This is a genomic window from Bradyrhizobium sp. USDA 376, from assembly GCF_054063675.1.
Genome location: NZ_JBSSGN010000001.1, coordinates 9,124,898 through 9,148,401 on the forward strand (window position 1 = coordinate 9,124,898; position 23,504 = coordinate 9,148,401).

A 23,504-nucleotide genomic window follows, 5' to 3' on the forward strand; every position below is an offset into this window, starting at 1 on the left:
TTGTCAAATCCACGCGCGAGTCTCGCTCATCCCGTCCACCTAAACGAGGTGGGGTCGTCGTACCGCTATCTGTAGACCGTCCTTGTCGAGCTGGGGAGGCCCTTTGATTCTATTCCTCGCTCGTTCCTGCAAGGCTGTCGGGCTGTCAAGCGTCGAACCGGCCTGATCATGGACAGCCCAAAGCTTGGCAAAACGGAGTTTGCGCCTCTCAAAGAGACAGGTTTCGAGGACGAGTGTTCGATCTAGTGTCGCCGCGTCCATACGAACGCGAATGGATGCCCCAAAGGTGTTCGCCAAAATCGTAATTCGGATGTCGAGCCTGGTACAATCTGAGGTGACGTTGCCTGCTCTTATCCCCCGTTTAGCAAAGGATTGCGGCGCATATGGGCGAGTTCATGCTGGATCTCGACGCCGCTTCAGCTTCACGGCCCTGCATCCGCTAGCCTGTCGGCCTAAGCAGCCGGACCCGAGCCATGATCGGTCGGTAAGCTGCTCGGTCGAAAGTCCGATCTAAAAACGCGAAAGGCGATTGCCGACAGCGATAGCGGGACTTCCGGCGAGCTTGCGCTCAGTATCGTACCTCGCCCGCAGCTCTTGACTGATGCCCATTATTGCGTGAACGAGAGGCGTCAAAATTTGGGAATGGCAGCTGAGAATGATGGATGTGGTTGCTGAGGCGAACGCCTCGGAGTTACCGCGCATTTTGCACAAATCCTCCCGGCGCTCGTCTTGGATTCTCGTCCTCTTGGTCTTCTTTGGTTTGTGTGCCGCGGCAGCCTGTGTTTGGACTAACATGGAGACAATTTTGGCGAGGTCGCAAGTGCTTGGGCCCGCGCCGATGCATGGCTTGTCACCTGAGGTTAGGGAAGCTCTGCTGGAGGTTCGATCCGAGCAACAACGGGCGAGCGATGTAATCGCAGAACTCAATCGCAATATCGGTGCGCAGCAAGCCGATTTGAAGCGGATGACGGACCAAATCGAAGCGTTGACCGCGAAGATCGAATCCTTGCAGAGTTCACTCGCTGCTGCGTCTGCGCCGCCAGTCTCTTCTCCGCCTGCAGCCCAATCAGCTTCGAAGCTGGCGAAAAGAGCGGTCCAGCCCTCTAAGCCAGAAGGGCCAATTTCCGTTGGCGGCGCGCCGCTGATCCCTGAGCCAGGATCTGGCCAGCATTGACGGAAGCGCTTGGGGGATCTCCGCCTCAACCAATTCCGCCTGAAGCTTGTCGGCTGTGCGTCTGATCCCGGTCTGCCCGCGTCCACGCACTGCCAGCAACCCATACTGGGGGTCCAAAGGTTGGTTTTGGTGCCAGTATACAGGAGGGTGGAGTATCTCGACCGCAAGCCGTCAGGCATGACTCTCAATTTCAGCTTCAATCATTGGAGCAAAGGCTCCGAGATCGGCGCGAGTTCTGCATTCGCGTTGTCGCTGTCCACGAATTCGGACATGCCCTCGGTTTTACGCATGAACAGAACCGCGACGATGCGCCGGAGGCGTGCCGTAACGAAAAAGCTTCCGGCTCGGTCGGCGATTATAAGGTCACACCCAATACGATCTCGATTCAATAATGAACTATTGTAATCCAGCATGGAACGGAAAGGACAACTCAGCCCACTCGATATCGCCGCCGTCAGGAAATTCTATCCCTCCCGACACTCGGTCTCTTACTATCCATGGGCGCGCCCGCGCTGGCCGATCGCGCGGCGGTGCAGATTGCTGCGCGCTACAATGTCAGGACGGTTCACGTCCAGTACGTTGGCGTGATGTACAACGACAACCAGGAAGTCGGCGGCGGCTCCGGGCTGCTCATCGGCGACAGCCTCGTGCTGACCAACAGCCATGTGATCGGACGCGAGGAGAACTACAAGAGCTTCGACGTCAATGCCCGCCTCGGGTCGCGCAATGCGAATCCCATCAAGGTCACTGCGGTTCATCGCGACGATGCCAGGGACCTGGCTCTTCTGGAGCTGTCGCAGTCCGCCGGCAATAGCCGTGGCGCCTCTCGTTGCCCGATGCCTGTGATCAACGACAACCAGCAGGCCCCGATCTATTTGCTAGGTTATCCTCTCGATCTGGATCTGAGCATTTCGAGCGGTCTGATCAGCAGCCAGACGAGCCCGAACGGCCGACGGCAGACCGACACAATCATGAATGTCGGCAACAGCGGCGGACCTGCATTCAACGAGTTCGGCGTGGCGGCATCGTCAAGTGGAACGAGGCGCAGGTTTCCGGTGTCAACTTCATCATTCCAGCGACCGTGATCACCGCAAGCCCGCTCTACAGCATGATCGCAGCCCTACCACAACCCTCTGTCTGCTGGACGAAATGGGTTGACACGACGATCTTCTTTGAGAACTGGAGCAAGCTGAACTCCACGCATGTGCAGACCCAAGCCAACGCTGGGGTGAAGATCCCCGAAATTCTTGCCGGAGCGATCCACACGATACTGCCCGAAGACCGCCGCCTTATCGTGAACGTGCCGGTATCACAGCTTGACGAACCGAAGCAGATCGAGCGCTCCTATACGGTGGATAAAACCAAGGACGACCACCCCGTCGTCTTTGCAGAGCATACTGCAGACTATGCCGAGACGTTCCCTGCAGAGCCCGGCTATCGCATTGCAGGGTGCACGTGGCACGTCGAGACCGGAAACGGCGCCAGCAATATCGCTTGTGCGGTCAACGATACCGGCGCGCAGGCTCGCTTCACCTACAAGCTCACGAGCGGACCTGCCGTCGACAGATACCGCGGATGGCTCGGCGCCACTGTCAACGTTTCCCAGATCCTTGCGACGCAGGTGCCGATCGATGGTCATGCTTTCCTTACCGGCCTGCGCTTCCAACGGGCTGCATCGGCTCGGCCCCGCTTTCCGGCAGGTTCAGGCGATACTCGTTGTCCTCTTCTGCGCGCTTGCGGCCGGTTGCGCCCACCAGGGTCCTGCTTCGCAGCCGGCGAAGCCGCATATCCACAAAGCACCACAGAAACATGTGAGCGCGTTCAGGGGATATGGCTATCGCTACGACCCCGGCTATTACCATGATTTTCGGCGCTATCATGGTTATCGGACGTGGCGGCCCACCGCCGGCGAGGCGAGCGAGGAGGCACCTCCCGACAAGAGCACTACCGGGTCCGACGTTGTGGTCAACAAGTCAGTCTTATTGATCGAGGAACCGCAATTCACGCTTAACACTGCACGCCATTTGCGGACCGCCATAAGACGCGAGGCGGCCACTGTGGTGCTTGTAGAGGTGGATGACCTCATCTTCGATAAATTGAGCCGCCTCTCTCAGATACGGTCGTAACGGGCAATAACCAGCTAGACGTTCCTCCGACCGAGCCGAGGGAAGCAGGCGCGTCTGCGCCAGAACTCTTCCGAGACGATGGGTGGTCACTGGGCGCTGAGACCTTGGGCTGCGGCTTTGAGGATGCGCGGGAAAGTGCGCCAGCCGCGTTCATGAGGAGGAACCGATCGGTGTAAGAGTAAACTGTTGCGGATGGCGAGACGGTAGATCCCTCACGCATGCTGGTGCAGGCAGATCCATATTGCATCCCAACTTCCTTAGCGTTGTAAGGCACGATAAAGCGCGGTGCTAACCAGCTATAATGTCGCGGCCATTACCCCAAGAAAGGACAGATCGTATGGGATTGCTCAAAAACGTACGAGCGGAGCATTCCTGGAAAGGCCCCCGGCCATGTGGCCGATCGAGACTCAGCATCTGCCGACGAGAACACTCCCCGGCCGCTCTAATGATTATTGTACCGCTACGAGCAGCTGCTGAACCTCTTGCGGCCTGTGAAGAACAGTTGTTGCTTTTCAAGTTGAGAGGCGCCGCATCGGGTTCATATTTTGACTGCGACGGGAACCTAGCTGCCGAATATTGCAGAGAGCGATTGAGCGCACAACCGCAGAGTTTCCATTGTGCGTGTCGTAGCCAATGTTGTCGCTTATCTAGACAGCTTGGTGGTCGCCCGTTATGCGCGTTACGCTACTCCGACCATCGATGCTGACTGGCACCTCACCGGCGACGGTTGCGCGATGAACGAGGCGATGTTGGTCGCCGTAGTCATTCACTGCATAATGTTGTGTAGCGCGATTGTCCCAGATCGCTACATCACCATCCCTCCAACTCCAACGCACAGTGTTTTCGAGCGCAGTGATATGAGACTGAAACAAATCGAACAGCTTCTGGCCATCGTATTTCGGCAGGCCAACGAAGTTTTGCACCAGAGCGCCGAGCACGAGCGTGCGTTCGCCAGTCTCCGGGTGCACGCGCACAACGGGATGCTCAGTCCGATAGATTGTTTTAGTGAAGACTTCGTCCAAGTGCTTCTTGTCGAGCTCGCTGACGCGGGCAAGTATTGCGTAGTCAAAGGCATTACTGTGAACGGCCCATAGCCTGTCTGCAAGCCCTTGGAGCGGCGGCGCTAGGTCGAGGTAGGCCGAGGCGGTGTTTGACCAGACCGTATCGCCACCGAAAGGTGGCATCACAATGCCTCGCAGCACGGCGATCTTAGGGTAGGCATCGACGAAGGTTCCATCAGTGTGCCAGAGATCCGCCCGGCTACCTGCACGGGTGGAATCAAGCTCGATGATCGACGCTGTTCCCTTGATCGCACCGAGCGTTGGATGAGGTGTCAACTCTCCGAAACGAATGGCAAAGCTCTCCTGCTCCGCATCATCGAGGTGGAGCTGGCCGCGAAAGAAGATGACCTTGTGCTCCAAAAGCAGCCCATTGATCGAGGCAATCGTCTGCTCCGGTAAATCGCCTGACAGTTTGACATTTCGGATTTCTGCGCCGATGCGCACTGCGCGTTTAATGACATCGGCGCGAGGAATGACATTGTCCGACAAGATCATTGCAGTCATGGTCCCATCTTGCGTAGCCCCTAGGCCACACTATCCGCTCGACCAGGCAGACCAGCGCGAGCGGCGACCGCTAGCTGGATCCGTCATCATCTATGGGTAGCGAGTGGCTCCCGTTTGAACTCACGCGACTTCGAAAAGGTTACCGCAGCATCCGCTTCATCGAATATTGAACAAATCCCTAGTTCGATCAATTGCTAGCAGTGGTAGTTGACCGCGGCGAAAGCGTTGTATTTCGCTGAGCGTTTGCTCTTGCGTCCGCTGCCCGATGAATAGGAATCTGTTCGAATGCACGGTCACTGACACCGAAGCGATAAGAGGTCCCCTAAGAGCTGCCCGTTCCTCGCCGCAAAACGTCGATAGAACGGCAGCGTCCGGAGAACGCCGGCCGAGGTTCGGGCCATTGACGGGGGCGGTCTTCGCAGCCGCGGCGTTCGATGCCTTCGCCGGTATGAGGGAACATCTGCGCGCCACAGCACGCCTCCTTCGCTTCGACCGGGTTGTTTGTACGCTTGAAGACGAGGACTGTGTAGCAGACGCCATCCCGGATGTCGGCAAGAGACCACGGCTTCTCGCCCGCTTTGTAATAGACACCAGTCGTGAGATTCCACGCGACGGTGCGTCATCCTGCATCTTGCGGGAAAGCTCGCCCTTGCTGTTGAGGTATTCGCGCGGGGCAATGGCGGTCTGCGCACGAGCTGGGTGATCGCCTCGCAGCCAAGTAGCCTGGCCCTGAGCTGGTTGTGGAAATGGTTTTCGAGCAAGTGCTTCTCCGCGGCCACATTGGCGTCGTCGAAGAAGACGCCTTGGCGCTGTACCGCTATTTGGAGAAGAAGCCTATATCGCCCTGCGGTGCCAGGATCTGATGTTCGGTAATCCATCCGAGTATCTGGCGAAGACGGCGGAAGTGCTTTCGATCCAGCTCAAGCCCGATCTTGTCGCGACCGACGTTGAAATGAAGGCTTCGCGCGATTTTCTGATCCACAACGGCGGCCTGATCAATCAGCTCTACCTCGACGAGGCCGGCCGCAAGCTCGGGGCAAAATCAATGAAGAACTCGATATCTACGAAGAGTTTTCGCGGACGTAGTCAGGAACGCCAAAATGTTATCCGGCGCTATCCAAGAGAGACCGAGCAGAAATATCGATGAAGACCCAACTCACAGAGTGTCGCCGGATCGGTAGTGTTCTTTCCGTACGCGGACAATGTGACCTAGCTTACTCGCGATATAGAGCTGGCCCCGCAAATTCGGACAGTAGCTTGAGTGGATTTTCTGCCTGACAGCGGCGAGGATTCTTGCTGCGAATCAGGAGCGAAGATGACGAAGAAGAGCCGCCGGACGCATTCTCCGGCATTCAAGGCGAAGGTTGCTTTGGCTGCGGTCAAAGGAGACAAGACACTGGCGGAGCTGGCGCAACTGTTTGATGTTCATCCGAACCAGATCACGATCTGGAAAAACCAGCTCCTGGAAGGCGCCGCCGGCGTGTTTGGGCATGACAAGACATCGGCCGAGACGCCGGTCGATTTGAAGGCGTTACATGCCAAGATCGGCGAGCTGGCGTTGGAAAACGATTTTTTGTCCGGCGCGCTCACCAAGGCGGGCCTGCTGAGCGCAAAGCGATGATCGACCGCGGTCATGATCTTTCTATCGTGCGCCAGGCGAAGGTCCTGAAGCTGGCTCGCAGCACGGTCTACTATGAACCTCGGCCAGTTTCGGCCGAGGACCTTGCCTTGATGCGTCGGCTCGATGAGCTGCATCTCGATTATCCCTTCGCGGGAGCGCGGATGCTGCGATCGTTGCTGCGGCGGGAGGGGGTATACGCCGGTCGCCGCCACATCGCGACGCTGATGAAGCGCATGGGGATCGAGGCGGTCTATCGTCGCCCGAACACGAGCAAGCCGGCTCCGGGTCACAAGATCTACCCGTACCTGTTGCGCGGATTGAAGATCGAGCGGCCCGACCATGCGTGGGCAATGGACATCACCTACATTCCGATGCGGCGTGGCTTCGTCTATCTCGCGGCGGTCGTCGATGTGTTCAGCCGACGGGTCCTGGCCCATCGCGTCTCGATCACAATGGAGGCGGCCTTCTGCGTCCAAGCGGTCCAGGAGGCGTTGGCGAAGCACGGCAGGCCCGAGATTTTCAACACGGATCAGGGCAGCCAGTTCACCAGCCTCGAGTTCACCGATGTGCTGCTGGACGCGAAGATCGCCATCAGCATGGACGGCAAGGGCGCCTGGCGCGACAACGTGTTTGTCGAGCGGCTCTGGCGCACGGTCAAATACGAAGAAGTTTATCTCCGCGCCTACGACAGCGTGTCCGAGGCGCGAGCGTCAATTGCCAAGTATCTGGCCTTCTACAATCAGGGACGCCCTCACTCGAGCCTTGACGGGCGCACGCCCGACGAGGCTTACTTCGGCACGCAAGCTATGGTGATGGCCGCATGACCGTCGCCGACGATTTTGTCGTCGCTCTGGTCGGGCTACGCCCTCCCGACGCAACGACAAAATCGTAAAGCCCCGCGTTCAGCATAACCCGGCAGGAATCCACTTAAATCCAGCGGGGCGCTGTCCAAACAACCGGGGCCAGCTCTACCCCAAGCTCGATCAGAAGATGCGCCAGCCGGTTGGCCCGCGCGTTGAGCTCGCCATAGCTCAGCCGCTCGTTTTCGCAGACCAGCGCCACCGCCTCCGGCGCCTTTTGCACCTGCGCCTCGAACAGCTCATGGACGCACTGCTCTGTTGGATAGGCCTCTTCCGTCCGGTTCAGATCCTCCAGCAGATAGGTGCGCTCCTCAGCCGGCAAGATGTCGAGCTCGCGTACCGGCGTATCCGGGGCATGCTCCAGCGCCTCTGCCAGCTGCTCGAGCGACCGCTGCATGTAGCCGCAGATCCGATCCGCCGAGATTGGCTCCGCCACCTGCACAGTGAGGCCCAGCGCCTCGCCAAAATCCTCAACCGACAGGGTCAGCGGATAGTTAGTGCGTTCCTCCCCGCCCAGCCATTCCATACCCGACAAGACATCATCCGTCCCGGAGCCGGGCACAGCCGGCGCCTTGTTGTGACGATAGTTCAACAGCGTGCTGAACAGCGGCGCCGACGCCGCAATAGCGCTGCAGCGCTGCGCCAGCGCCAGCGAGGCATGCTCATGTGTCAGCAGCTCGGCCAGCCGGGCGTGCGTGGTCCGCACGCTCGCCTCGACGGCGGTCCCATCAAGATCAAGCCGCAGCGGCAGGGTGTTGATGAACAGTCCCATGGCGCGGTCGGCGCCGGCGCTGCCCTGCAGGCGGCCCAGCAGCACCGTGCCGAACACCACCTGCTCGCGGCCGCTGCTGCGCGCCACCACCTGCCCCCACGCCAGATGGCACAGGCTCGCCAGACTCACGCCCAGCCGCCGCGCCTGTTCCGCCAGCCGCGCATGGAGCGCTGGCGGCAGCATCCGATACGCCTCACGAACCCCGCCGCCGTCGCCGCGCACCTCGCTCAAGTTGAAGGGCGTGGTCGGCTCGTCGATGCCGGCCAGCAGCTCCCGGAAGAACGCTTCATCCGCCTTGGCATCACCGCGTAGATGCGCCTGCGCCACCAGATTGCGGAATGGCTGCGGCGCCGTCAGCTCATGCTCGCGCCCCTCCAGCTTGGCCCGGACTTCAGCATGCATCACGTCCCGGGTTGCGTGATCCCCGATCAGATGATGCTGCAGCTCCAGCAACAGCCAGCGCGCGCTGCCGGGCTCGCGCGCAATCACAAACCGCAGCAGTGGCGCCCGGCCGAGCTCGATGCGGTGCCGGCGCGGATCAAACCGGTTCCTGAGCTGCTCAGCGCCAGCGCCATCAGCGCCATCCAGCTGGACCTCGATCACCTCCAGTCGCGCCTTCCGCCACACCACCTGGACCGGCCGCGACAACCCCTCCCAGACAAACGAGGTACGCAGGATGTCATGCCGATCTACCACCCGCTGGATCGCGGCAAGATAGCGCGCGAGCAGCCCACGCTCGGCAAACGCCATCTGCGACACCAGGAGGTATGGATCGCCCTTTGCCGCTAGCAAATGATGGAACAGGATGCCGTCCTGCAGCGGCGACAGACCGTAAATGTCCTGGATGTTGCAAACCCCGCCGGGTACCGTGGCGATGATCCGGTCGATCTCGTCCTGCGCGAGCTCGATCAGCGGCAACATCTCCGGCGTTATCGCCACGCTCCGCTCGGTGATCAGGTTGGCCGGGACTGCCACCTCGTGATGGCGGCCCAGGCGTGCGGCCAGATCCGCGAGCACTGGCTTGACGAACAAGGTGCGCACCTCGATGCGCAGTGACCGCCGCCGCAGATGCTCCATCATCTGCACCGCCAAGAGCGAGTGCCCTCCCAGTTCGAAGAAGTTGTCGTGCCGTCCGACCCGCTCCAGCCCCAGCAGCTCGGCCCAGATCTGCGCCAGCACCGTCTCCATCTCGCCCTGAGGCGGCGCGTAGGTCCGCCGCGCATATGCCTCGTCGCCCGGGGCCGGTAGCGCTTTTCGATCGAGCTTGCCGTTCAGCGTCAGCGGAAGCGCCGCCAGCCGCACGAACGCACTCGGGACCATGTAGTCCGGCAGCCCCGCACTCACATGCGCCCGCAAACCGCCGGCAAGATCAGATTCCTCAGCTCCGGCGGCAACGACATACGCAACGAGCCGCTGCTCGCCGCCACCATCCTCGCGCGCCACCACCACCGCCTCGCGCACGGAGGCATGCTCGCAAAGCCGCGCCGCAATCTCGCCCGGTTCGATGCGGAAGCCGCGAATCTTTACCTGGTCGTCGTTGCGCCCTAAAAACTCCAGATTGCCGTCCGGCAGGTAGCGCGCCAGGTCGCCGGTCCGGTACAGCCGGTCGCCCTCGACAAAGGGACTGGGGATGAACCGCTCCGCGGTCAGCTCAGGGCGGTTCAGGTAGCCCCGCGCCACCCCCGCCCCGCCAATGCAGAGCTCGGCCACCGCACCGAACGGCACAGGCGCGCCATGACCATCCAGCAAGTAGACCCGCGTGTTGGCAATAGGGCGGCCAATCGGGACGATGGCCTCATCAAACTCAGCCGGGCAGCTCCAGGATGTCACGTCGATCGCGGCTTCAGTCGGACCGTAAAGATTGTGCAGGGCGTCCAGGGCAATACGCGCCGAACCCTATACACACTGGCGGCAGGGAGCGCCTCGCCGCTGCATAAAACCTGCCGCAGCGATGTGCAGCGGTCAACACTCTTCGCATCCAAAAAGCTGACCAGCATGGATGGCACGAAGTGAACCGTCGTGATGCGCTGGCTGACGATCAAGTCGACCAACGTATCGGGATCTCTGTGCGCACCGGGCGGCGCCAGTACCAGCGTTGCCCCTTCAAGCAAAGTCCAAAAGAACTCCCAGGCCGAGACATCGAAGCTAAATGGCGTCTTCTGCAACACGACGTCTGTTGGTTTCAGACCATAGGCGTCCTGCATCCAGATCAGGCGATTAACGATAGCCCGATGCTCATTCTGTGCCCCTTTTGGCCTGCCGGTGGATCCCGAGGTGTAGATCACATAGGCGAGATTGCGGGAGGTCAGGCTGAGCGCGCGCCGATCAGGATCCGCTTCCGGCAGGCTGGCCCAGGCCGGCGCCGCAGCATCGAGCTCCACCACGCTCACCTTGGCCGGCACATCCGCGCCGAAGGCGGCACGGCCGGCCACATCGGCCAGCAGCAGCGGCGGCGCCGCATCGTCGAGCACCTGATGCAGCCGCGCCGACGGATAGGCCGGATCCAGCGGCATATACGACCCGCCGGCCTCGAGGATCGCCAAAAGCCCCACCACCATCATCGGACTGCGCTCGACGCAGATCGCAACCGGCTGGTCCGGCCTGACCCCGAGGGCGATCAAGTGATGCGCCAGGCGGTTGGCCCGCACATTGAGCTCGGCATAGCTCAGTTGCTCATCTTCGCAGACCACCGCCACCGCATCCGGCGCCTTGTGCACCTGCACTTCAAACAGCTCGTGGATGCACCGCTCCGCAGGATACGGCGCCGCCGTCCGGTTCAGCTCCTCCAGCAGATACGTGCGCTCGGCAGTCGAGAGCAGCTCAATCCGGTGGACCTCTTGCTGCGCATCGGCTGCCATCGCCCGCAGCAGCGCCAGCAGATAACCACGCTGCCGCTCGATCGTCGCCTGATCAAACAGCGCCGTGGCATAACCCAGCGTTCCGGCGATCTCCTCGCCATGCTCGCCAAGGCTGCGGATTTCACGGATCGTGAGCATCGATTTCGCGCGATCGTGAGCACTGAATTCAGACGATCGTGAGCAGCCCGCTACGGCCGATGGGAGATAGAGTCAGTGTTCTGGTTGGCCGTCAAGGGTGATGGTTTTGGCGCTGCGTTTTCGCATGCTTTCTCCGGTGAGCTGGAGGCGGTGGGCGTTGTGGACGAGGCGATCGAGAATGGCGTCGGCGACCGTGGGGTCCCCAATGGCTCCATGCCAGGTGTCCACGGGGAGCTGACTTGTGACGATGGTGGATGCGCGGCCATGGCGGTCCTCGAGGATTTCGAGCAGATCGCGGCGTTCCGCGGCGGTGAGCACCGATAGTCCCCAATCATCCAAAATCAGAAGCTGAGCGCGGCCGAGGCTTTTGAGGAGCCGAGCGTAACGTCCGTCTCCGCGCGCGAGCGCGAGCGCCTCGAACAGCCTTGGAACGCGATGATAGAGGACTGATCGGTTGTCGCGGCAGGCCTTGTGGCCGAGCGCGCAGGCTAACCAACTTTTGCCCAGGCCGGTTGCCCCGGTGACGAGCAAATTCTCGTGGCGATCGATCCAGCGACCTTCGACGAGTTTGGCGAAAACGGCGCGGTCGATGCCCCGCGGGGTGCGCAGATCGACGTCCTCGACGCAAGCAGTCTGGCGCAGTGCGGCGATCTTGAGGCGCGTGGTGAGCCGCCTGGTGTCGCGTTCGGCGGCTTCGCGGTCGACCAACAGGCCGATGCGATCTTCGAACGGCAGGGCTTCGAGATCGGGCGATCGGCGCTGCTCCTCGAAGGCCTTGGCCATTCCGGTCAGGCCAAGCTCGATCAGCCGTTCGTGGGTTGGGTGGTTAAGCATGCCGGGTCTCTCCTTGCTTCAGTGGAAGTAGTCGCGTCCGCGGATGTTGCCGTGGCGCAGGGGCTGGTGCTCGAAAGATTCGTCGAAGAACGTGCGATCGAGGCCGTTCTGGAGGATCGATCTAATCGAGGCGACGGAGCGCGCCTTGATGAGGATGCCCCTCCGGCAGGCTGCGTCGAGGCGTTCGGCGCCGTAGCTTTTGACGAGCGCCAGAATGCCAAGGCAGGTTCGAAAGCCTTGTTCTGGATGGGGCCGGGCGTCGATCACGGCCTGGAAAAACGCTGCTGTCGAAGGACCGATCCGCTCGCCGGCGGCGATCACCGCGGCGGGGGTCCATTTGCCGTAGCGGCGATGGGCGCTGGGCATGTGGTCGGCGATGGTGGTGTGTCCGCGTCGGTTGGGCGCGCGGGCATGGCTGGCGATCCGCTGGCCCTTGTGGAAGATCTCGACCGTCCGATCGTCGATACGGGCATCGACCAGCTCGCCAATCAGACGATACGGCGCGGAGTACCAATGGCCGTCGACCTCGACATGATAATCGGGAGCGAGGCGGCAGCGCTTCCAGCGTGCGAAGGCATAAGGCTGATCTGGCAGCGGGGTTAGCTTGGGTTTGTCGAGTTCGGCAAACAGTTCGGCGCGGCTTGAGCCGAAGCCACGCATTTGACGAGCATTGAGTTCGTCGACGAGTGTCTTGATGGCGGCGTTGAGCTCGGCCCGGGAAAAGAAGCGCTGATTGCGCAGCCGGGCCAGAATCCAGCGCTGGGCGATTTGCACCGCGACCTCGACCTTCGCCTTGTCTTTTGGGCGCCGCGGCCGTGCGGCGAGAATGGCCGTGCCGTAATGGCTCGCCATCTCGGCATAAGTGCGATTGAGGCCGGGATCGTAGCGGTCGGGGTTGCTGACGGCGGCTTTGAGGTTGTCGCAGACCACGAACGTCGGCGTTCCGCTCAAAAACGTGAACAAGTTGACGTGGGCCCGGATCCAGTCGGCCAAGCTCTCGCTGGGGCAGGCCTCGGCGTAGGTGTAGTTCGAAGCGCCCATCGCCGCGACGAACAGCTTCATCGGCTGCACTTCCCCGGTCAGGGGATCGACGATGTCGATGGTGTCGCCGGCGAAATCCACGAACACCTTCTCGCCGCCCAGATGAATCTGCCGCATCGAAGGTCGGACCCGCCCCTTCCAGGCCTCGTAGGTAGTGCAGAACCACGTGTACCCGAAACCGTCGGGATTAACGGCGCGATACTCCTCCCAGAGCAGGCGACGGGTTACGTTGCGCCGGCGGAGCTCTTTATCGATGTAGCTCCAGTCGGGCACCGGCCGCTGCGGGCTCTGAGACGCTGGTCGTGGGGCCGGGAAAAGCAAAAGCTCCAGGTCTTCATCGGTCATTCCCTCCGGAAGCGGCCAGCTCAACCCAGCAGAGCGGGCGCGGCTCAGGTAGCTGTGCACAACGCCGTTGCTGACGCCCACGCTCCGCGCGATGGCCCGCTCTGGCAGGCCTTGAAAATGTTTTAACCGAAGGACTTCCTTGATCCGGCGCATCGACAATCTCTGGGTAGGCATTGGACTTCCTCGTTAACCACGAGGTCATCCCTAAGCCGGTTGAGTTGTCGGCCGAAGCGCTGCAAGGCTCCGAAAGCCTTGCTCACGATCCCGCGAAATCGTTGCTCACGATCGTCTGAAATCTCTGCTCACGATCCCCTGAAATCCGCGCTCACGATCCCGCGAAACGCGCACCAAGGCTCAGCTCCAGATCGTACTTGGCCTGATCAATCTCCTCCCCGGCAGCTTCGACACTCAGCCCCGGCAGGTCCAATGGCCCAACCGCATTGTTCTCCCAGGCCAGCATCACCTGGAACAACGGTGTGTGATCAAGAGCCCGGGGCGGCTGCACGATCTCCACCACCTGCTCGAACGGCAGGTCCTGATGCTCCTGCGCAGCCAGCACCGTGCGCCGCGTCCGCTCCAGAAGCTCCGACACGCGCGGCTTGCCCGACAGGTCCAGCCGAAGCGCCAGAGTGTTGACGAAGAAGCCGATCAGCTCTTCGATCTCGCGGTGCCCCCGATTGGCGCTCGGCACGCCAATCACAAGATCGTCCTGCCCGGACAGACGCGACAGCACCGCCGCCCAGGCCGCCAGCACCGTCATGAACAACGTCGAGCCATGCTGCAGGCTCAGCCGCTTCAGCTCCCGCGTCAAATCCGCATCGACGGTGATCGGGACCGCGGCCGCGGCAAACGACTGCTGGGCAGGCCGCGCATGGTCCGTCGGCAAGACAAGACGGGCTGTGCCCGCCAGCGCGCTGCGCCAATACTGCGCCTGCTGCTGCAACCGTTCCCCCGACAGCCATTGGCGTTGCCAGGCGGCGTAATCCGGATATTGGATCGCAAGCGGCGGCAGAGGATCGTCCTGCCCGGCCTGGAATGCCCGGTAGAGCTGGCTAAGTTCACGCAGCAGCACGCCCATCGACCAACCGTCCGAGACGATGTGATGCTGGGTCAGCAGGAAGACGTGTTCCTCGTCGGCGGTGCGGATCAGCCGACCGCGGATCAGCGGACCGCGCGCAAGATCGAACGGCGTGCGCCCCTCATCATGGCACAGATCCAAAAATGCCGCTTCCGCATCCGATCTCTCCCGCAGATCATGCTCAACTATTGGCAGACCCGCGTCCGGCGGCAAAACCTCAACCCGGGGCTTGCCCTGGGTCGCGACAAACACACTGCGCAGCGCCTCATGACGTGCAAACAGACGGTTAAGGCTGCGCTGCCAGGCGCTGCGGTCGAGCATCCCGCGCAATCGCAAGGCCAGCGGAATGTGATAGTTGGTGCTGCCTTCGTTCAGCTGAGCCAAAAACCATAGCCGCTGCTGCGCAAACGACAGCACAAGCGGCTCATGCCGCGACACGGCTGCAATCGACGGCAGCTCTTGCGGACCCGAGCAGCTCAACAGCTCGACGATGCTTGCCGCCAGGTCACTCAACACTGGCCTTGCGAACAGCGTCGACAGTGGCAGTTCGACCCCGACAGCCTGTGACAGCCGGCTCGACATCTGCACGGCCAAGAGCGAGTGGCCGCCCAGTTCGAAGAAGTGGTCGTTGCGCCCGATGCGCTCGACACCAAGGAGCTCGGCCCAGATCTGCGCCAGCGCCGTTCTGGCGCGCCAGCCACAAGCATCTGATCGCCTATGTGGTCTGCGCGCCCGAGGTCCGGTACAGCCGATCGCCCTCGACAAAGGGAATGGCGATGAACCGCTCGGCGGTCAGCTCAGGGCGGTTCAGGTAGCCCCGTGCCACCCCCGCCCCGCCAATGTAAAGCTCGCCGACCGCACCGAACGGCACGGGCGCGCCATGGCCATCCAGCAGGTACACCCGCGTGTTGACGATTGGACGCCCGACGTGAGGCATCTGGGGCCAACATGACGGATCAGCTGCAAGGTGGTGCTCGGAAATGACGCTGATTTCCGTGGACCCATATTGATTGATCAATCTCGCGTTCGGATGTGCTTCGAAGAACGTCCTAAGCAGTGGAGTGGCCTGCAATCGCTCGCCGGCTGTATAAAGCTCTCTTAAAGAGGGCAGCTGCACGCGCTGCGCGCTCCAGACTTCCGCAAAATGATTCAATGCCACGAACGGGAGGAAAAGCCGCTCTATCGCCTCCCGCTCTATAAACTCCAGCAGGTCGGAGAAGTGCCTCCGGGTCTCTTCCCGCACGAGCACAAGCACTCCGCCGTCCTTCCAACAGATGAACAATTCCTGACAGGACACATCGAAGTTCAGGGTCGCGAATTGAAGTGTGCGCAGTTTTGACGTGCCAATCCCCGCAAGCGAATTCACAAGCGCGCCATGGGACATTTCCACGCCCTTGGGGATTCCGGTTGAGCCGGAGGTATAGATGACATAGGCGAGATGGCGCGATGTGAGGCCAAGCGCGCCCGGGTCCGGGTTCGAAGGCGGCCGCTCGTCCCAAGTCGGGGTCGCCGTCTCCAGATCGACCACCGTCACACCGGCCACGGCTTCGGCACCCAATGCGGTTCGACCGGCGACATCGCAAAGCAGCAGTTTCGGTTCTGCATCGCCAACAATCTGCCGCAGCCGCGCCGACGGATAAGCCGGATCTAGCGGCAGATACGCGCCGCCCGCTTTCAGGATCGCCAAGAGACCAACTACCATCGCCAGGCTGCGTTCGAGGCAGATCGCCACCGGCTGGTCCGGCTTGACCCCGAGCTCGATCAAATGATGCGCCAGCCGGTTGGCCCGCGCATTGAGCTCGCCATAGCTCAGTCTCTCCTTCTCATAGACCACCGCCACCGCTTCCGGTGCCTTTTGCACCTGCGCCTCGAACAGCTCATGGATACATAGCTCAAACGGATAAGGCGCCGCCGTCCGATTCAAATCCTCAAGTAGATACGTGCGTTCGTCGGCGGCCAGAATGTCTATTCGGCCGACAGGCTGACCAGCATCGGCCATCACGCCGCGTAGCAAAGTTTGCAAATGCTGCGTCATGCGGTCGATCTGCTTCGGAGCTAATCGAGCGGCATCAAAATGCCAGCGGAACGTCCCATCCAGAGCGCAAACCTCAAAGGTCAGCAAATCGCCGCACAAGGCATGACCAGCTTTGCGGTTCGTCGTCAGAGCATCAGCGACGGGACAGCTCTCTGTCGTGATTGCAATGCCAATCGGCCAAGGCTGGCGCGCCCGTAGTGCCTCCACTCCTCGCAATGTCGGGTAGCGCGCGATAAGATCTCGGGCAAAGCTTGCGTGCGCCCTCAGCTGAGCGACTTCGGCCGCTACGGTTTTGCGCACTTCTTCAAAATCATGAGCAAGCTCAATGCGAACATCCATCGGCACGACGGAGGCCATCACGAGTTTGGAGCCAGTTTGCAATCGGTCCCATGCAGTCTTCCATCCCAGTTGAAACTCTTTTTGCCCCATGATCCGAGCGAGATAGATCAGCCAAGCTGCTACCAAATATTCCGAGCGATCTTGTGGGGAAATAGCCAAACCGCTTGGGCTAAACCATGAACTCGACTGCCATCGGGACGGCGCCGCAGCCACGGACGATGACACGAAAGGAGGATGCAATCTGCTAAACTGCTCGAGCCGCCGTCGCCAAAACTCCTCCCCACGCGCCCGCAGTTCATCCGCGGCAGATATGCTCTGCACCTGATCATCGCTCAAGATCGGAAGGCGTCTTCCTTGATTCACGCAAATCGCTCACATCGGTTCGGATCTGTTTTCGGGCTTTGGCTGGCCTGCATTGATGTGACGAAACCCTTCGCCAAAGCGGATCACTCAATCTTCCGCCAACGTTCCGCACCACCAAATATGGTGGCGGCGGTATCGCAGCTGCTACTCAAGCGCGTCAGCGTTTCTGGTAAGCGTTCTCATCGAACGACTTCTCCTCTATGGCGCCCTTTAGACGATTACGCATGTATCGGGCCAAAGGTGAAATCGAGTGCAATCAATGCGATAGCCACAGCGGTGCTGTGTCAGCTGTCCAACAGCGTCGCCAGACATCGTACAACTGAGCGCGCTATCAATCGCACAAGACCCCGCCCGCCGGGTATTCCGGACAAGAAAAAAAGGGACCTGGAATGCCAAAGTAAATTTGTCAGCTCAACCTAACCGCATCGCGTGGGCATTTCGTAAAAAGTCCGCGCGTGCGGTACGAGCCAGTGCTGGATCGCTCGAGTAAATGTTTCTCGCAATTAGCGGCAGTTCATATTGGATTGGCGTTTCTTCGCATCGCTCAATATGTGGAGCCTGCCGGGTCGTCCAGCTTGTGGCGCTCGGTTCCGGTGAGGGGCGGGTTGAAGATGCTAACGAGGATCATGTCCTTGTCCGGTCCCCCGCGCAGGAGATGCTTGTCATGCTTGTCAAGCACATACATGTCGCCCCGGCGAATAGGAAAGACATTGCCGTCCATGTCCTCGACCTCGCCCTCTCCACCGATGCAGAAGCAGGCTTCGAGATGATTCCGGTATTGCAGAAGAGAAACGGTGTTAGCGCGCACGATGGTGTGGCAGATGCTAAAACCCATGCCGTCCTTATCCGTCAGAAGGCGGTGGCTCGTACCATTGCCCCCAATCGACGAAGTGATCGGTTGCTTCAATGTCGTGCAGACTACGCACAATCATGGTGTTGCCCGATTCTGATTGATCCAAAAGCTGGAGGCCGTTGTTCTGCTCCGGAACGGCGCCTTCCCTGTCGCGCGGCCGACTGCGGTCTCCGTCGAAACAACCGACCGTCGGCCGCGGAGAACCTGGGCAGTAGTCCTACGGGATCGGCTACACGCAAAAGGCCTGCCATTTGCCCGACGGCGACTAGTAAAAATATCGGTACGAGGGTATTTCGCAGCCGATCGGCGCGTACCAACTTGATGTACCACGTCTCGGGCGGTACCGCCGCTTGCCTGTGTATTCACCAGAATGCTGCTGGAGATACTGCCGCCGACATAAACTGTCTCCACTCGCAGATTTGGCAAGTCGTTTCCTTCCTTGCTGTGCCTCTCGCCGCGAATACGGTTCCGCAGCGTTTCAGCCAGCAGAGCAAATCTCATGCCGTGGTCGCAGACCGATGAACGATGAAGTTGTGGCTGTCTCAGCTGGCTAGTGAGAACGATTTGGCTAGGCGTGTAGCCAATCTAACAAACTGCCGAGATATGGCCGAGTACAAACAAGTCCTGAGCGAGAACCGGTCGAACAGTGGTGCTTTTTAATCCGCTGGTGAAGAGGTCCCGGATTGAAGTCAGTGATGCTGCTCGAAAGTGTTTGGCGATCGGACTCGACAAAGCCCGCCGCGATCAGAACCCGCAAATTAGGTACAGCCCGCGGTACAGAGCGGTTTTTGAGGATGCGCAGCTGGGAGGGTCAGCCGTGGGGTCCCACCGCGCCTCGGATCAGGCCGCCCGGAACGCGCGCGTCGTTCGCGGCTCCGCGACTAGTTTGCCGGCATGTCCGCCCCTTCCGGAGGCTAAACGCGAGCGGGAAGGTCTCGGCTGAAAGCAACTCCAGCGCGGTCTGCTCTTCGGTGAGGCGTTTTTCGATGAACTGACGTTCGACATCCGACAGGTTCGACTTCAGCAGGCGACGATAGCGGTGGATGTTTGTGCGGTGAGCACGAATGCGGGCCAAATATTCATCGAGCATCCTGGACGCTCCTGAGGTCGTCGCAATCTCTACGAAGAGATATTCAGGCGAGCATGTCGTCGATCAACGCGCCACCCGCCATCGCATCTCGGAAGCCGTTCGGCGGGCAGATAAGGACAATGGCAGTTCGTGACAACACTCCTTCCGCTAGCGTAGCATTTCCATCGCCACGACCCGCAGCGTTCTTGGCTCACCATACGCCGTCTTTCTGCTCGGCTAGTCGCTCAAACAGAGCTGGGCGCTTGGAAGGCGCAAGGAATAGTCGGTCACGCTCCCGGCGCCGGACGCTTGTCGCTAACAAGCTCGCCCGTCAGTATTCTCTTCCGAGGAGCTGAACATCGTTTGCCGATGTGCTATACGCATCTTCGTTGAGAACAGCTTTGTTTGAGAGTTTCGATGTCTCTTTCGATTGGACTGATTGTCGACGGCTATGTGAAACTAAACAACCGCAGCGCGCTGGAGAACCTTCTGGCGCATCGGCGGGAGTTGCTGCAGCAGTTGAACTGCGTTACCGGCATTGATCCGAAGCCAGCGATCGCTCAGGTCAGTCAAGACATCACAGTGATCGAAAGGGCACTTGCGGCGCTCACACAGGAGTAAACAGCAACGGCGCACCGGCTCGCGTGAGTTGACGGCGCTCCGGCGCCGAACACTGACTTCGCCCCCGTTTCCGGACGAAGGTTATTGGAGCGTCGCCTCACCGGCATCGTGGCGCGCAAGGGTGCGTGCGCCAAGGCTTGGATGCGGCGTCTGCTGTGCGAGCTGCTCTCTCGTTTCAAGGATCGGCCGGGCACCGAGCAGCGCGCCAACCGATTCACATCAGATAACGCCGCGTCTTGGGTGACGTTAGGCCACCATCGATTTGCGACCACGATACACTCTGCGAGCTGGATCTTCAGCACTGTGACTTGGAAATTCACCTCAATGACAAGCCATGTCCTAGATCTATCGCCACATCGTTGGTGCTCTGGAAAGAGCTTCCTGACCGATCTGTTTAAGCAGATCGGGGCGCGTCTCACCTCTGGTGGCGGCCTCCAGGATTCTGGAGGCAACGTAGGCGCGGACGCCGGCGTCATACGGTGGGACGCTCACGCAAACCTCATCCAGGATCGTGCGCAGAAGCGTGATCGTGCCAACGTCCAGCATTGAGAGATCTCCCTCATACCATCGGGGAAGATAATGGGCATTTGCTGGACCGCAACTCAAGTACATCGGATCGCATGAGCCTCCGCGACTGCCGGTCGGCCGATTTCCAGCGCGGTGCAATGTCCAGCACCTCTGCGATCGCTGATCCATTGCGGCAGCTCGCTTGATCGGCCTGCGTTTGTCTTCTCGTCGGCCGTCTGGGCCTAGCAGACAAGCTTGCTAGAGCTCAGAGGCCAATGTGAGCTCCCTGCGATCATGCTCTGCGATGATGTACAGCATGCTCGGCCATCTATTGCGCGCCGGACTGACTGGGCGGCTGCCGCAGGCCAATGCTCGCACGGTGCTAGCTCGTTGCCGAGCCTCATCAGGTTCAATTGCGGCCAGAGGATTTGCCGTTTATCGCGCCTGCTGCGCTTCGGCATACCTGCCCCGATGGAGTTGGTAGAAATAGCTTGCCACTGCTCCGATGTCGTTTCACAAGACGGCACCTATCGGCTCCAAACCCGAGCGCCTGGCATCCTACACTGTAGAGGGACATCGCGACCAATTCTTGCGGTGAAGCATATCTTTGCGTCAAAAACCAGCGCCCGCCCGACGTCTGGCGACGAAATCGGGCCAGGATCCGGCGCCCGCGCTTCACTGCCCCCTTGACTCGCCCCTGGCCGCTCTTAGGGAGCTTCGGCTTTTTGCAGCTTGACGAGGTCGTCTGCGCCATCGTGAAGTAATTTCATGGTCATGGGCGCGTGGTTGTTGATCCATAATCGCACGTATTGGCAGCACACGATTTTGAGCGAATCTCCTTTGGCGATGCCCGCTTGCAGGCGGATGATCTCGGCAGCGTGGAGCGGCCCCGCCTCGCTCCACCCCGTCAGCGGCAGAGCCAATCTCCAACCGACATCATGAGCTCGAGCGTGGGGGAGTTGTTCAGCACGCAAAGGGCAGTTCCGGATCGTCTTCGAGAGTTCTTCCAGGATGTTGAGGATTTCAGGGCCAGCCCATCCGGTTCGACTGCTCCTGAGCGCAATCACTTGCGGATCTCGCTACGATGGCGACCAGGACAGGACTACATTGTCGATCAACCGCGTGGAGCCGACGTACGCTGCGACACAGAGCACCGCCGGATAGCGCAGAGGGCTGTCAGCAATCCTTAGAGTCCCAGGGTCGACAAGCTCAAGGTACTGTAGTCGATCGACCCTTTCCAAATGCCTTCTTGCAAGCGCAATCAGCGTTGCGGCGTCGCGTTCCCCTGAGGCAAACTCATGCGCTGCGGCGAACAAGCCACGGCTGATCGCCAAGCTCCGATCACGTTCTTCCGGGCAGAGATAACGGTTGCGACTGCTCATTGCCAGCCCATCTGGCTCCCGCACGGTTGGCACAGTGACAATCTCGATCGGAAGATTCAGATCAACCGTCATGCGGCGTATTACCGCGCATTGCTGAAAATCCTTCTGTCCAAAGTACGCGACGTCCGGCTGCACCATGTTGAATAGCTTGCAGACGACGGTCGCTACACCACGAAAATGTCCAGGCCTGAAAGCTCCGCAGAGCGGCTTTGCGAGTTCGCCCGGCTCGACAAAGCTCTCAAATTGAGCCGGATAGATCTCCTCTGCACTTGGCGCGAAGATGATGGAGACCCCGGCACTGCCGCATAACGCTTCATCGCGCGCGAAGTCGCGGGGGTACCTGCTGAGATCCTCATTTGGGCCGAACTGAGTGGGGTTGACGAAGATGCTAACGACAGTGACGTCGCAGTGTTCCCGGCTGGCCGAGATCAAGGCCAGGTGGCCGCCGTGCAAGTATCCCATCGTCGGAACGAATCCGATGCGCTTTTCGGCATTGCGAACGTCTGCAAGGGCGCGACGCAGCTCAGCCACCTTCGTAATTACTTTCATTTCTTACCTTGAGGTTGAACTGGAGGGCACCCAGTTGGCGACGGCATGCCGAAGCTGATCAGGAAGCCGATAGCACTCCTCTGAGCCCGGGAACGCCCCTTTGCGGATATCGGCAGCCCAGCGCGACAGCGCCTCCTGGAACAACTGGAATCCATTTGTATAGGCACGAACGAATTTGGGGCGATGGCCTTCGGTTAGCCCCAAGACATCATGAAACACGAGCACTTGGCCCGAGCAATCGGGTCCTGCTCCGATCCCGATGGTGGGTATCGTGAGAGATTCGGTCGCTCGCGCCGCGAGCTCGGCAGGAATGCCCTCCAGGACAAGCGCGAAGCAACCGGCTTCCTGCAGACGGTGCGCGTCATCGAGCAACCGCAAGGCGGTATCTGTTGTCCTTCCCTGCACTTTGAATCCACCCATGACGTTGACGCTCTGCGGGGTCAGACCGAGATGTCCCATCACAGGAATGTCGCAATCGACCAAGGCGCGTACCATCTCGATGCGTTTGGCACCACCCTCGAGTTTCACAGCATCGGCGCCACGCTGTAAAAAACCTCCTGCATTGCGAATCGTATCCTCAGAACCGACATGAAAGCTGAGAAAGGGCATGTCGGCCACAAGCAAGGCATGAGGCCTCGTGCGCGCAACAGCCTCCAGGTGATGATTCATCATGGCCACGCTGACGGGCAGCGTGTTGTCGAATCCCAGGCAGACGTTTCCAACGCTATCGCCGACCAGGATGATATCGACAATGGGATCCGCGATGCGCGCCGCAACCGCATCGTAGGCGGTGGTCATCACGACACGCCGTCCTTTATCCTTCCACTGCTGCAGTGCCGGAATCGTGACACGCTCTAGAGGCTGCTCTGAACTGTGGCTCATATTGAATCCGCTCCGCACACACCGTCGGCGCTTCCTAGAGAACGCGGGAGAAACCTGTCAATGGCATGGAGGATGGAGATCCCAGTTGTCTAGAACTGGGGAACAGCGCAAAAACAGTCCAATGGTCGCGCAACCATGAGACAAGACCTTCCTCATCCATTTCACCACCCGATGGCTCGTCTTCACGTGCAGTTTCAGCGGCTATGCCAGCCGCGCCCTCAATCGAGGAGCGGCGCTCGCGACGAGCCACCATCTGCACGCGTTTCTGGGCTGATTGCAGTCTCTCCAAACGGTGACGGCGACCGGACCGAGCGCAGATGCGCGCAGTGGGGACTTCGTCTTTAGGGCACATCTCCGTGTCTGCCCGCTAGGGGGACTCGTGAGACTCCTGCTTCGGCGCCTGCGCACCGAGCAAAGCAAACGGATGGCAGGCCAGGAACGTCCAAAGGTGACAGGCCGCCGTAAGCGCAGCGAGAGTCGCGGTCGAGTAGA

General features: G+C 60.4%; 19 protein-coding genes and 1 pseudogene. 7 read left to right on the forward strand and 13 right to left on the reverse strand.

The genetic code is table 11. The features are described from left to right. Positions 1 to 655 precede the first annotated feature (655 nt). The 4 genes from ACVJ19_RS42920 (at position 656) to ACVJ19_RS42935 (ending at position 3,038) form a co-directional block, all read left to right on the forward strand. Positions 656 to 1,174 carry a hypothetical protein gene (locus ACVJ19_RS42920; protein WP_011084916.1) on the forward strand — a complete coding sequence of 173 codons (519 nt, stop codon included), beginning with the start codon at positions 656 to 658 and terminating at the stop codon, positions 1,172 to 1,174. Between the two features lie 203 nt (positions 1,175 to 1,377). Next, a complete protein-coding gene (locus tag ACVJ19_RS42925) occupies positions 1,378 to 1,566 on the forward strand; it encodes a M12 family metallopeptidase (protein WP_456739516.1) in 189 nt (62 codons plus the stop codon). Positions 1,567 to 1,671: 105 nt separating this feature from the next. After that, positions 1,672 to 2,259: a S1 family peptidase gene (locus ACVJ19_RS42930; RefSeq protein WP_453947755.1), complete on the forward strand. Its 588-nt coding sequence runs from the start codon at positions 1,672 to 1,674 to the stop codon at positions 2,257 to 2,259. After that, complete coding sequence (locus ACVJ19_RS42935) at positions 2,256 to 3,038, forward strand: hypothetical protein (RefSeq protein ID WP_011084918.1); 783 nt, start codon at positions 2,256 to 2,258, stop codon at positions 3,036 to 3,038. The genes ACVJ19_RS42930 and ACVJ19_RS42935 overlap by 4 nt, the downstream gene beginning before the upstream one ends. Before the next feature lie 909 nt (positions 3,039 to 3,947). On the opposite strand, the gene ACVJ19_RS42940 is transcribed toward ACVJ19_RS42935, so the two are convergent. After that, positions 3,948 to 4,865 carry a TauD/TfdA dioxygenase family protein gene (locus tag ACVJ19_RS42940; protein ID WP_011084919.1) on the reverse strand — a complete coding sequence of 306 codons (918 nt, stop codon included), beginning with the start codon at positions 4,863 to 4,865 and terminating at the stop codon, positions 3,948 to 3,950. Between the two features lie 862 nt (positions 4,866 to 5,727). On the opposite strand from ACVJ19_RS42940, the gene ACVJ19_RS42945 reads away from it, so the two are divergent. Both ACVJ19_RS42945 and ACVJ19_RS42950 read left to right on the forward strand, forming a co-directional pair. Next, positions 5,728 to 6,012: a hypothetical protein gene (locus tag ACVJ19_RS42945; protein WP_038945511.1), complete on the forward strand. Its 285-nt coding sequence runs from the start codon at positions 5,728 to 5,730 to the stop codon at positions 6,010 to 6,012. Positions 6,013 to 6,180: 168 nt separating this feature from the next. Then, positions 6,181 to 7,310, forward strand: a protein-coding gene (locus ACVJ19_RS42950; protein ID WP_085967575.1) for an IS3-like element ISRj2 family transposase whose coding sequence is annotated in 2 segments (ribosomal slippage) — positions 6,181 to 6,433 and positions 6,433 to 7,310 — 1,131 coding nt in all. Because the reading frame shifts where the segments join, the coding sequence is not laid out codon by codon here. A 103-nt stretch (positions 7,311 to 7,413) separates the two neighbouring features. Here ACVJ19_RS42950 and ACVJ19_RS42955 read toward each other — a convergent pair. The 8 genes and pseudogenes from ACVJ19_RS42955 to ACVJ19_RS42990 form a co-directional block, all read right to left on the reverse strand. Then, positions 7,414 to 9,948 carry a condensation domain-containing protein gene (locus ACVJ19_RS42955; protein WP_453947756.1) on the reverse strand — a complete coding sequence of 845 codons (2,535 nt, stop codon included), beginning with the start codon at positions 9,946 to 9,948 and terminating at the stop codon, positions 7,414 to 7,416. Further along, positions 9,945 to 11,114, reverse strand: coding sequence for an AMP-binding protein (locus ACVJ19_RS42960; RefSeq protein WP_453947757.1), 1,170 nt, complete (start codon positions 11,112 to 11,114; stop codon positions 9,945 to 9,947). The genes ACVJ19_RS42955 and ACVJ19_RS42960 overlap by 4 nt, the downstream gene beginning before the upstream one ends. Positions 11,115 to 11,186: 72 nt before the next feature. Next, positions 11,187 to 11,948, reverse strand: coding sequence for an IS21-like element ISFK1 family helper ATPase IstB (gene istB, locus ACVJ19_RS42965; RefSeq protein ID WP_011090937.1), 762 nt, complete (start codon positions 11,946 to 11,948; stop codon positions 11,187 to 11,189). Positions 11,949 to 11,966: 18 nt separating this feature from the next. Beyond that, positions 11,967 to 13,508 carry an IS21-like element ISFK1 family transposase gene (gene istA, locus ACVJ19_RS42970; RefSeq protein WP_060907903.1) on the reverse strand — a complete coding sequence of 514 codons (1,542 nt, stop codon included), beginning with the start codon at positions 13,506 to 13,508 and terminating at the stop codon, positions 11,967 to 11,969. Positions 13,509 to 13,659: 151 nt separating this feature from the next. Continuing rightward, positions 13,660 to 15,177 carry a condensation domain-containing protein gene (locus ACVJ19_RS42975; protein WP_453947758.1) on the reverse strand — a complete coding sequence of 506 codons (1,518 nt, stop codon included), beginning with the start codon at positions 15,175 to 15,177 and terminating at the stop codon, positions 13,660 to 13,662. Continuing rightward, positions 15,128 to 17,122: a non-ribosomal peptide synthetase gene (locus ACVJ19_RS42980; RefSeq protein ID WP_453947759.1), complete on the reverse strand. Its 1,995-nt coding sequence runs from the start codon at positions 17,120 to 17,122 to the stop codon at positions 15,128 to 15,130. The genes ACVJ19_RS42975 and ACVJ19_RS42980 overlap by 50 nt, the downstream gene beginning before the upstream one ends. 571 nt (positions 17,123 to 17,693) lie before the next feature. Beyond that, positions 17,694 to 18,081: pseudogene (locus tag ACVJ19_RS42985) on the reverse strand (ectoine synthase). Between the two features lie 732 nt (positions 18,082 to 18,813). Next, positions 18,814 to 19,092 (reverse strand): hypothetical protein, encoded by a 279-nt coding sequence (locus ACVJ19_RS42990; RefSeq protein ID WP_018648581.1) that lies wholly within the window; start codon positions 19,090 to 19,092, stop codon positions 18,814 to 18,816. A gap of 396 nt (positions 19,093 to 19,488) precedes the next feature. Between ACVJ19_RS42990 and ACVJ19_RS42995 the strand changes: the two genes are divergently transcribed. Further along, on the forward strand, positions 19,489 to 19,692 hold the full coding sequence (locus ACVJ19_RS42995) for a hypothetical protein (RefSeq protein WP_014497760.1): 204 nt from the start codon (positions 19,489 to 19,491) through the stop codon (positions 19,690 to 19,692). Between the two features lie 345 nt (positions 19,693 to 20,037). On the opposite strand, the gene ACVJ19_RS43000 is transcribed toward ACVJ19_RS42995, so the two are convergent. From ACVJ19_RS43000 to panB, 4 genes are all read right to left on the reverse strand, one after another. Beyond that, on the reverse strand, positions 20,038 to 20,238 hold the full coding sequence (locus tag ACVJ19_RS43000) for a hypothetical protein (RefSeq protein WP_014497761.1): 201 nt from the start codon (positions 20,236 to 20,238) through the stop codon (positions 20,038 to 20,040). Positions 20,239 to 20,906: 668 nt separating this feature from the next. Then, positions 20,907 to 21,266 carry a hypothetical protein gene (locus ACVJ19_RS43005; protein ID WP_011084898.1) on the reverse strand — a complete coding sequence of 120 codons (360 nt, stop codon included), beginning with the start codon at positions 21,264 to 21,266 and terminating at the stop codon, positions 20,907 to 20,909. Between the two features lie 12 nt (positions 21,267 to 21,278). Further along, positions 21,279 to 22,130, reverse strand: coding sequence for a pantoate--beta-alanine ligase (gene panC / locus ACVJ19_RS43010; RefSeq protein ID WP_453947760.1), 852 nt, complete (start codon positions 22,128 to 22,130; stop codon positions 21,279 to 21,281). Positions 22,131 to 22,133: 3 nt separating this feature from the next. Next, positions 22,134 to 23,012 carry a 3-methyl-2-oxobutanoate hydroxymethyltransferase gene (panB, locus tag ACVJ19_RS43015; RefSeq protein WP_026312929.1) on the reverse strand — a complete coding sequence of 293 codons (879 nt, stop codon included), beginning with the start codon at positions 23,010 to 23,012 and terminating at the stop codon, positions 22,134 to 22,136. Positions 23,013 to 23,504: the final 492 nt, after the last annotated feature.

Bases quoted from the DNA above. Each gene is read 5' to 3' on its own strand.
- ACVJ19_RS42940 (WP_011084919.1), bottom strand. From the start codon at position 4,865: ATGACTGCAATGATCTTGTCGGACAATGTCATTCCTCGCGCCGATGTC.
- panC (WP_453947760.1), bottom strand. From the start codon at position 22,130: ATGAAAGTAATTACGAAGGTGGCTGAGCTGCGTCGCGCCCTTGCAGAC.
- ACVJ19_RS42960 (WP_453947757.1), bottom strand. From the start codon at position 11,114: ATGCTCACGATCCGTGAAATCCGCAGCCTTGGCGAGCATGGCGAGGAG.
- istA (WP_060907903.1), bottom strand. From the start codon at position 13,508: ATGCCTACCCAGAGATTGTCGATGCGCCGGATCAAGGAAGTCCTTCGG.
- panB (WP_026312929.1), bottom strand. From the start codon at position 23,012: ATGAGCCACAGTTCAGAGCAGCCTCTAGAGCGTGTCACGATTCCGGCA.
- ACVJ19_RS42990 (WP_018648581.1), bottom strand. From the start codon at position 19,092: ATGCTCGATGAATATTTGGCCCGCATTCGTGCTCACCGCACAAACATC.
- istB (WP_011090937.1), bottom strand. From the start codon at position 11,948: ATGCTTAACCACCCAACCCACGAACGGCTGATCGAGCTTGGCCTGACC.
- ACVJ19_RS42945 (WP_038945511.1), top strand. From the start codon at position 5,728: ATGTTCGGTAATCCATCCGAGTATCTGGCGAAGACGGCGGAAGTGCTT.
- ACVJ19_RS42930 (WP_453947755.1), top strand. From the start codon at position 1,672: ATGGGCGCGCCCGCGCTGGCCGATCGCGCGGCGGTGCAGATTGCTGCG.
- ACVJ19_RS43000 (WP_014497761.1), bottom strand. From the start codon at position 20,238: ATGCTGGACGTTGGCACGATCACGCTTCTGCGCACGATCCTGGATGAG.
- ACVJ19_RS42920 (WP_011084916.1), top strand. From the start codon at position 656: ATGATGGATGTGGTTGCTGAGGCGAACGCCTCGGAGTTACCGCGCATT.
- ACVJ19_RS42995 (WP_014497760.1), top strand. From the start codon at position 19,489: ATGTCTCTTTCGATTGGACTGATTGTCGACGGCTATGTGAAACTAAAC.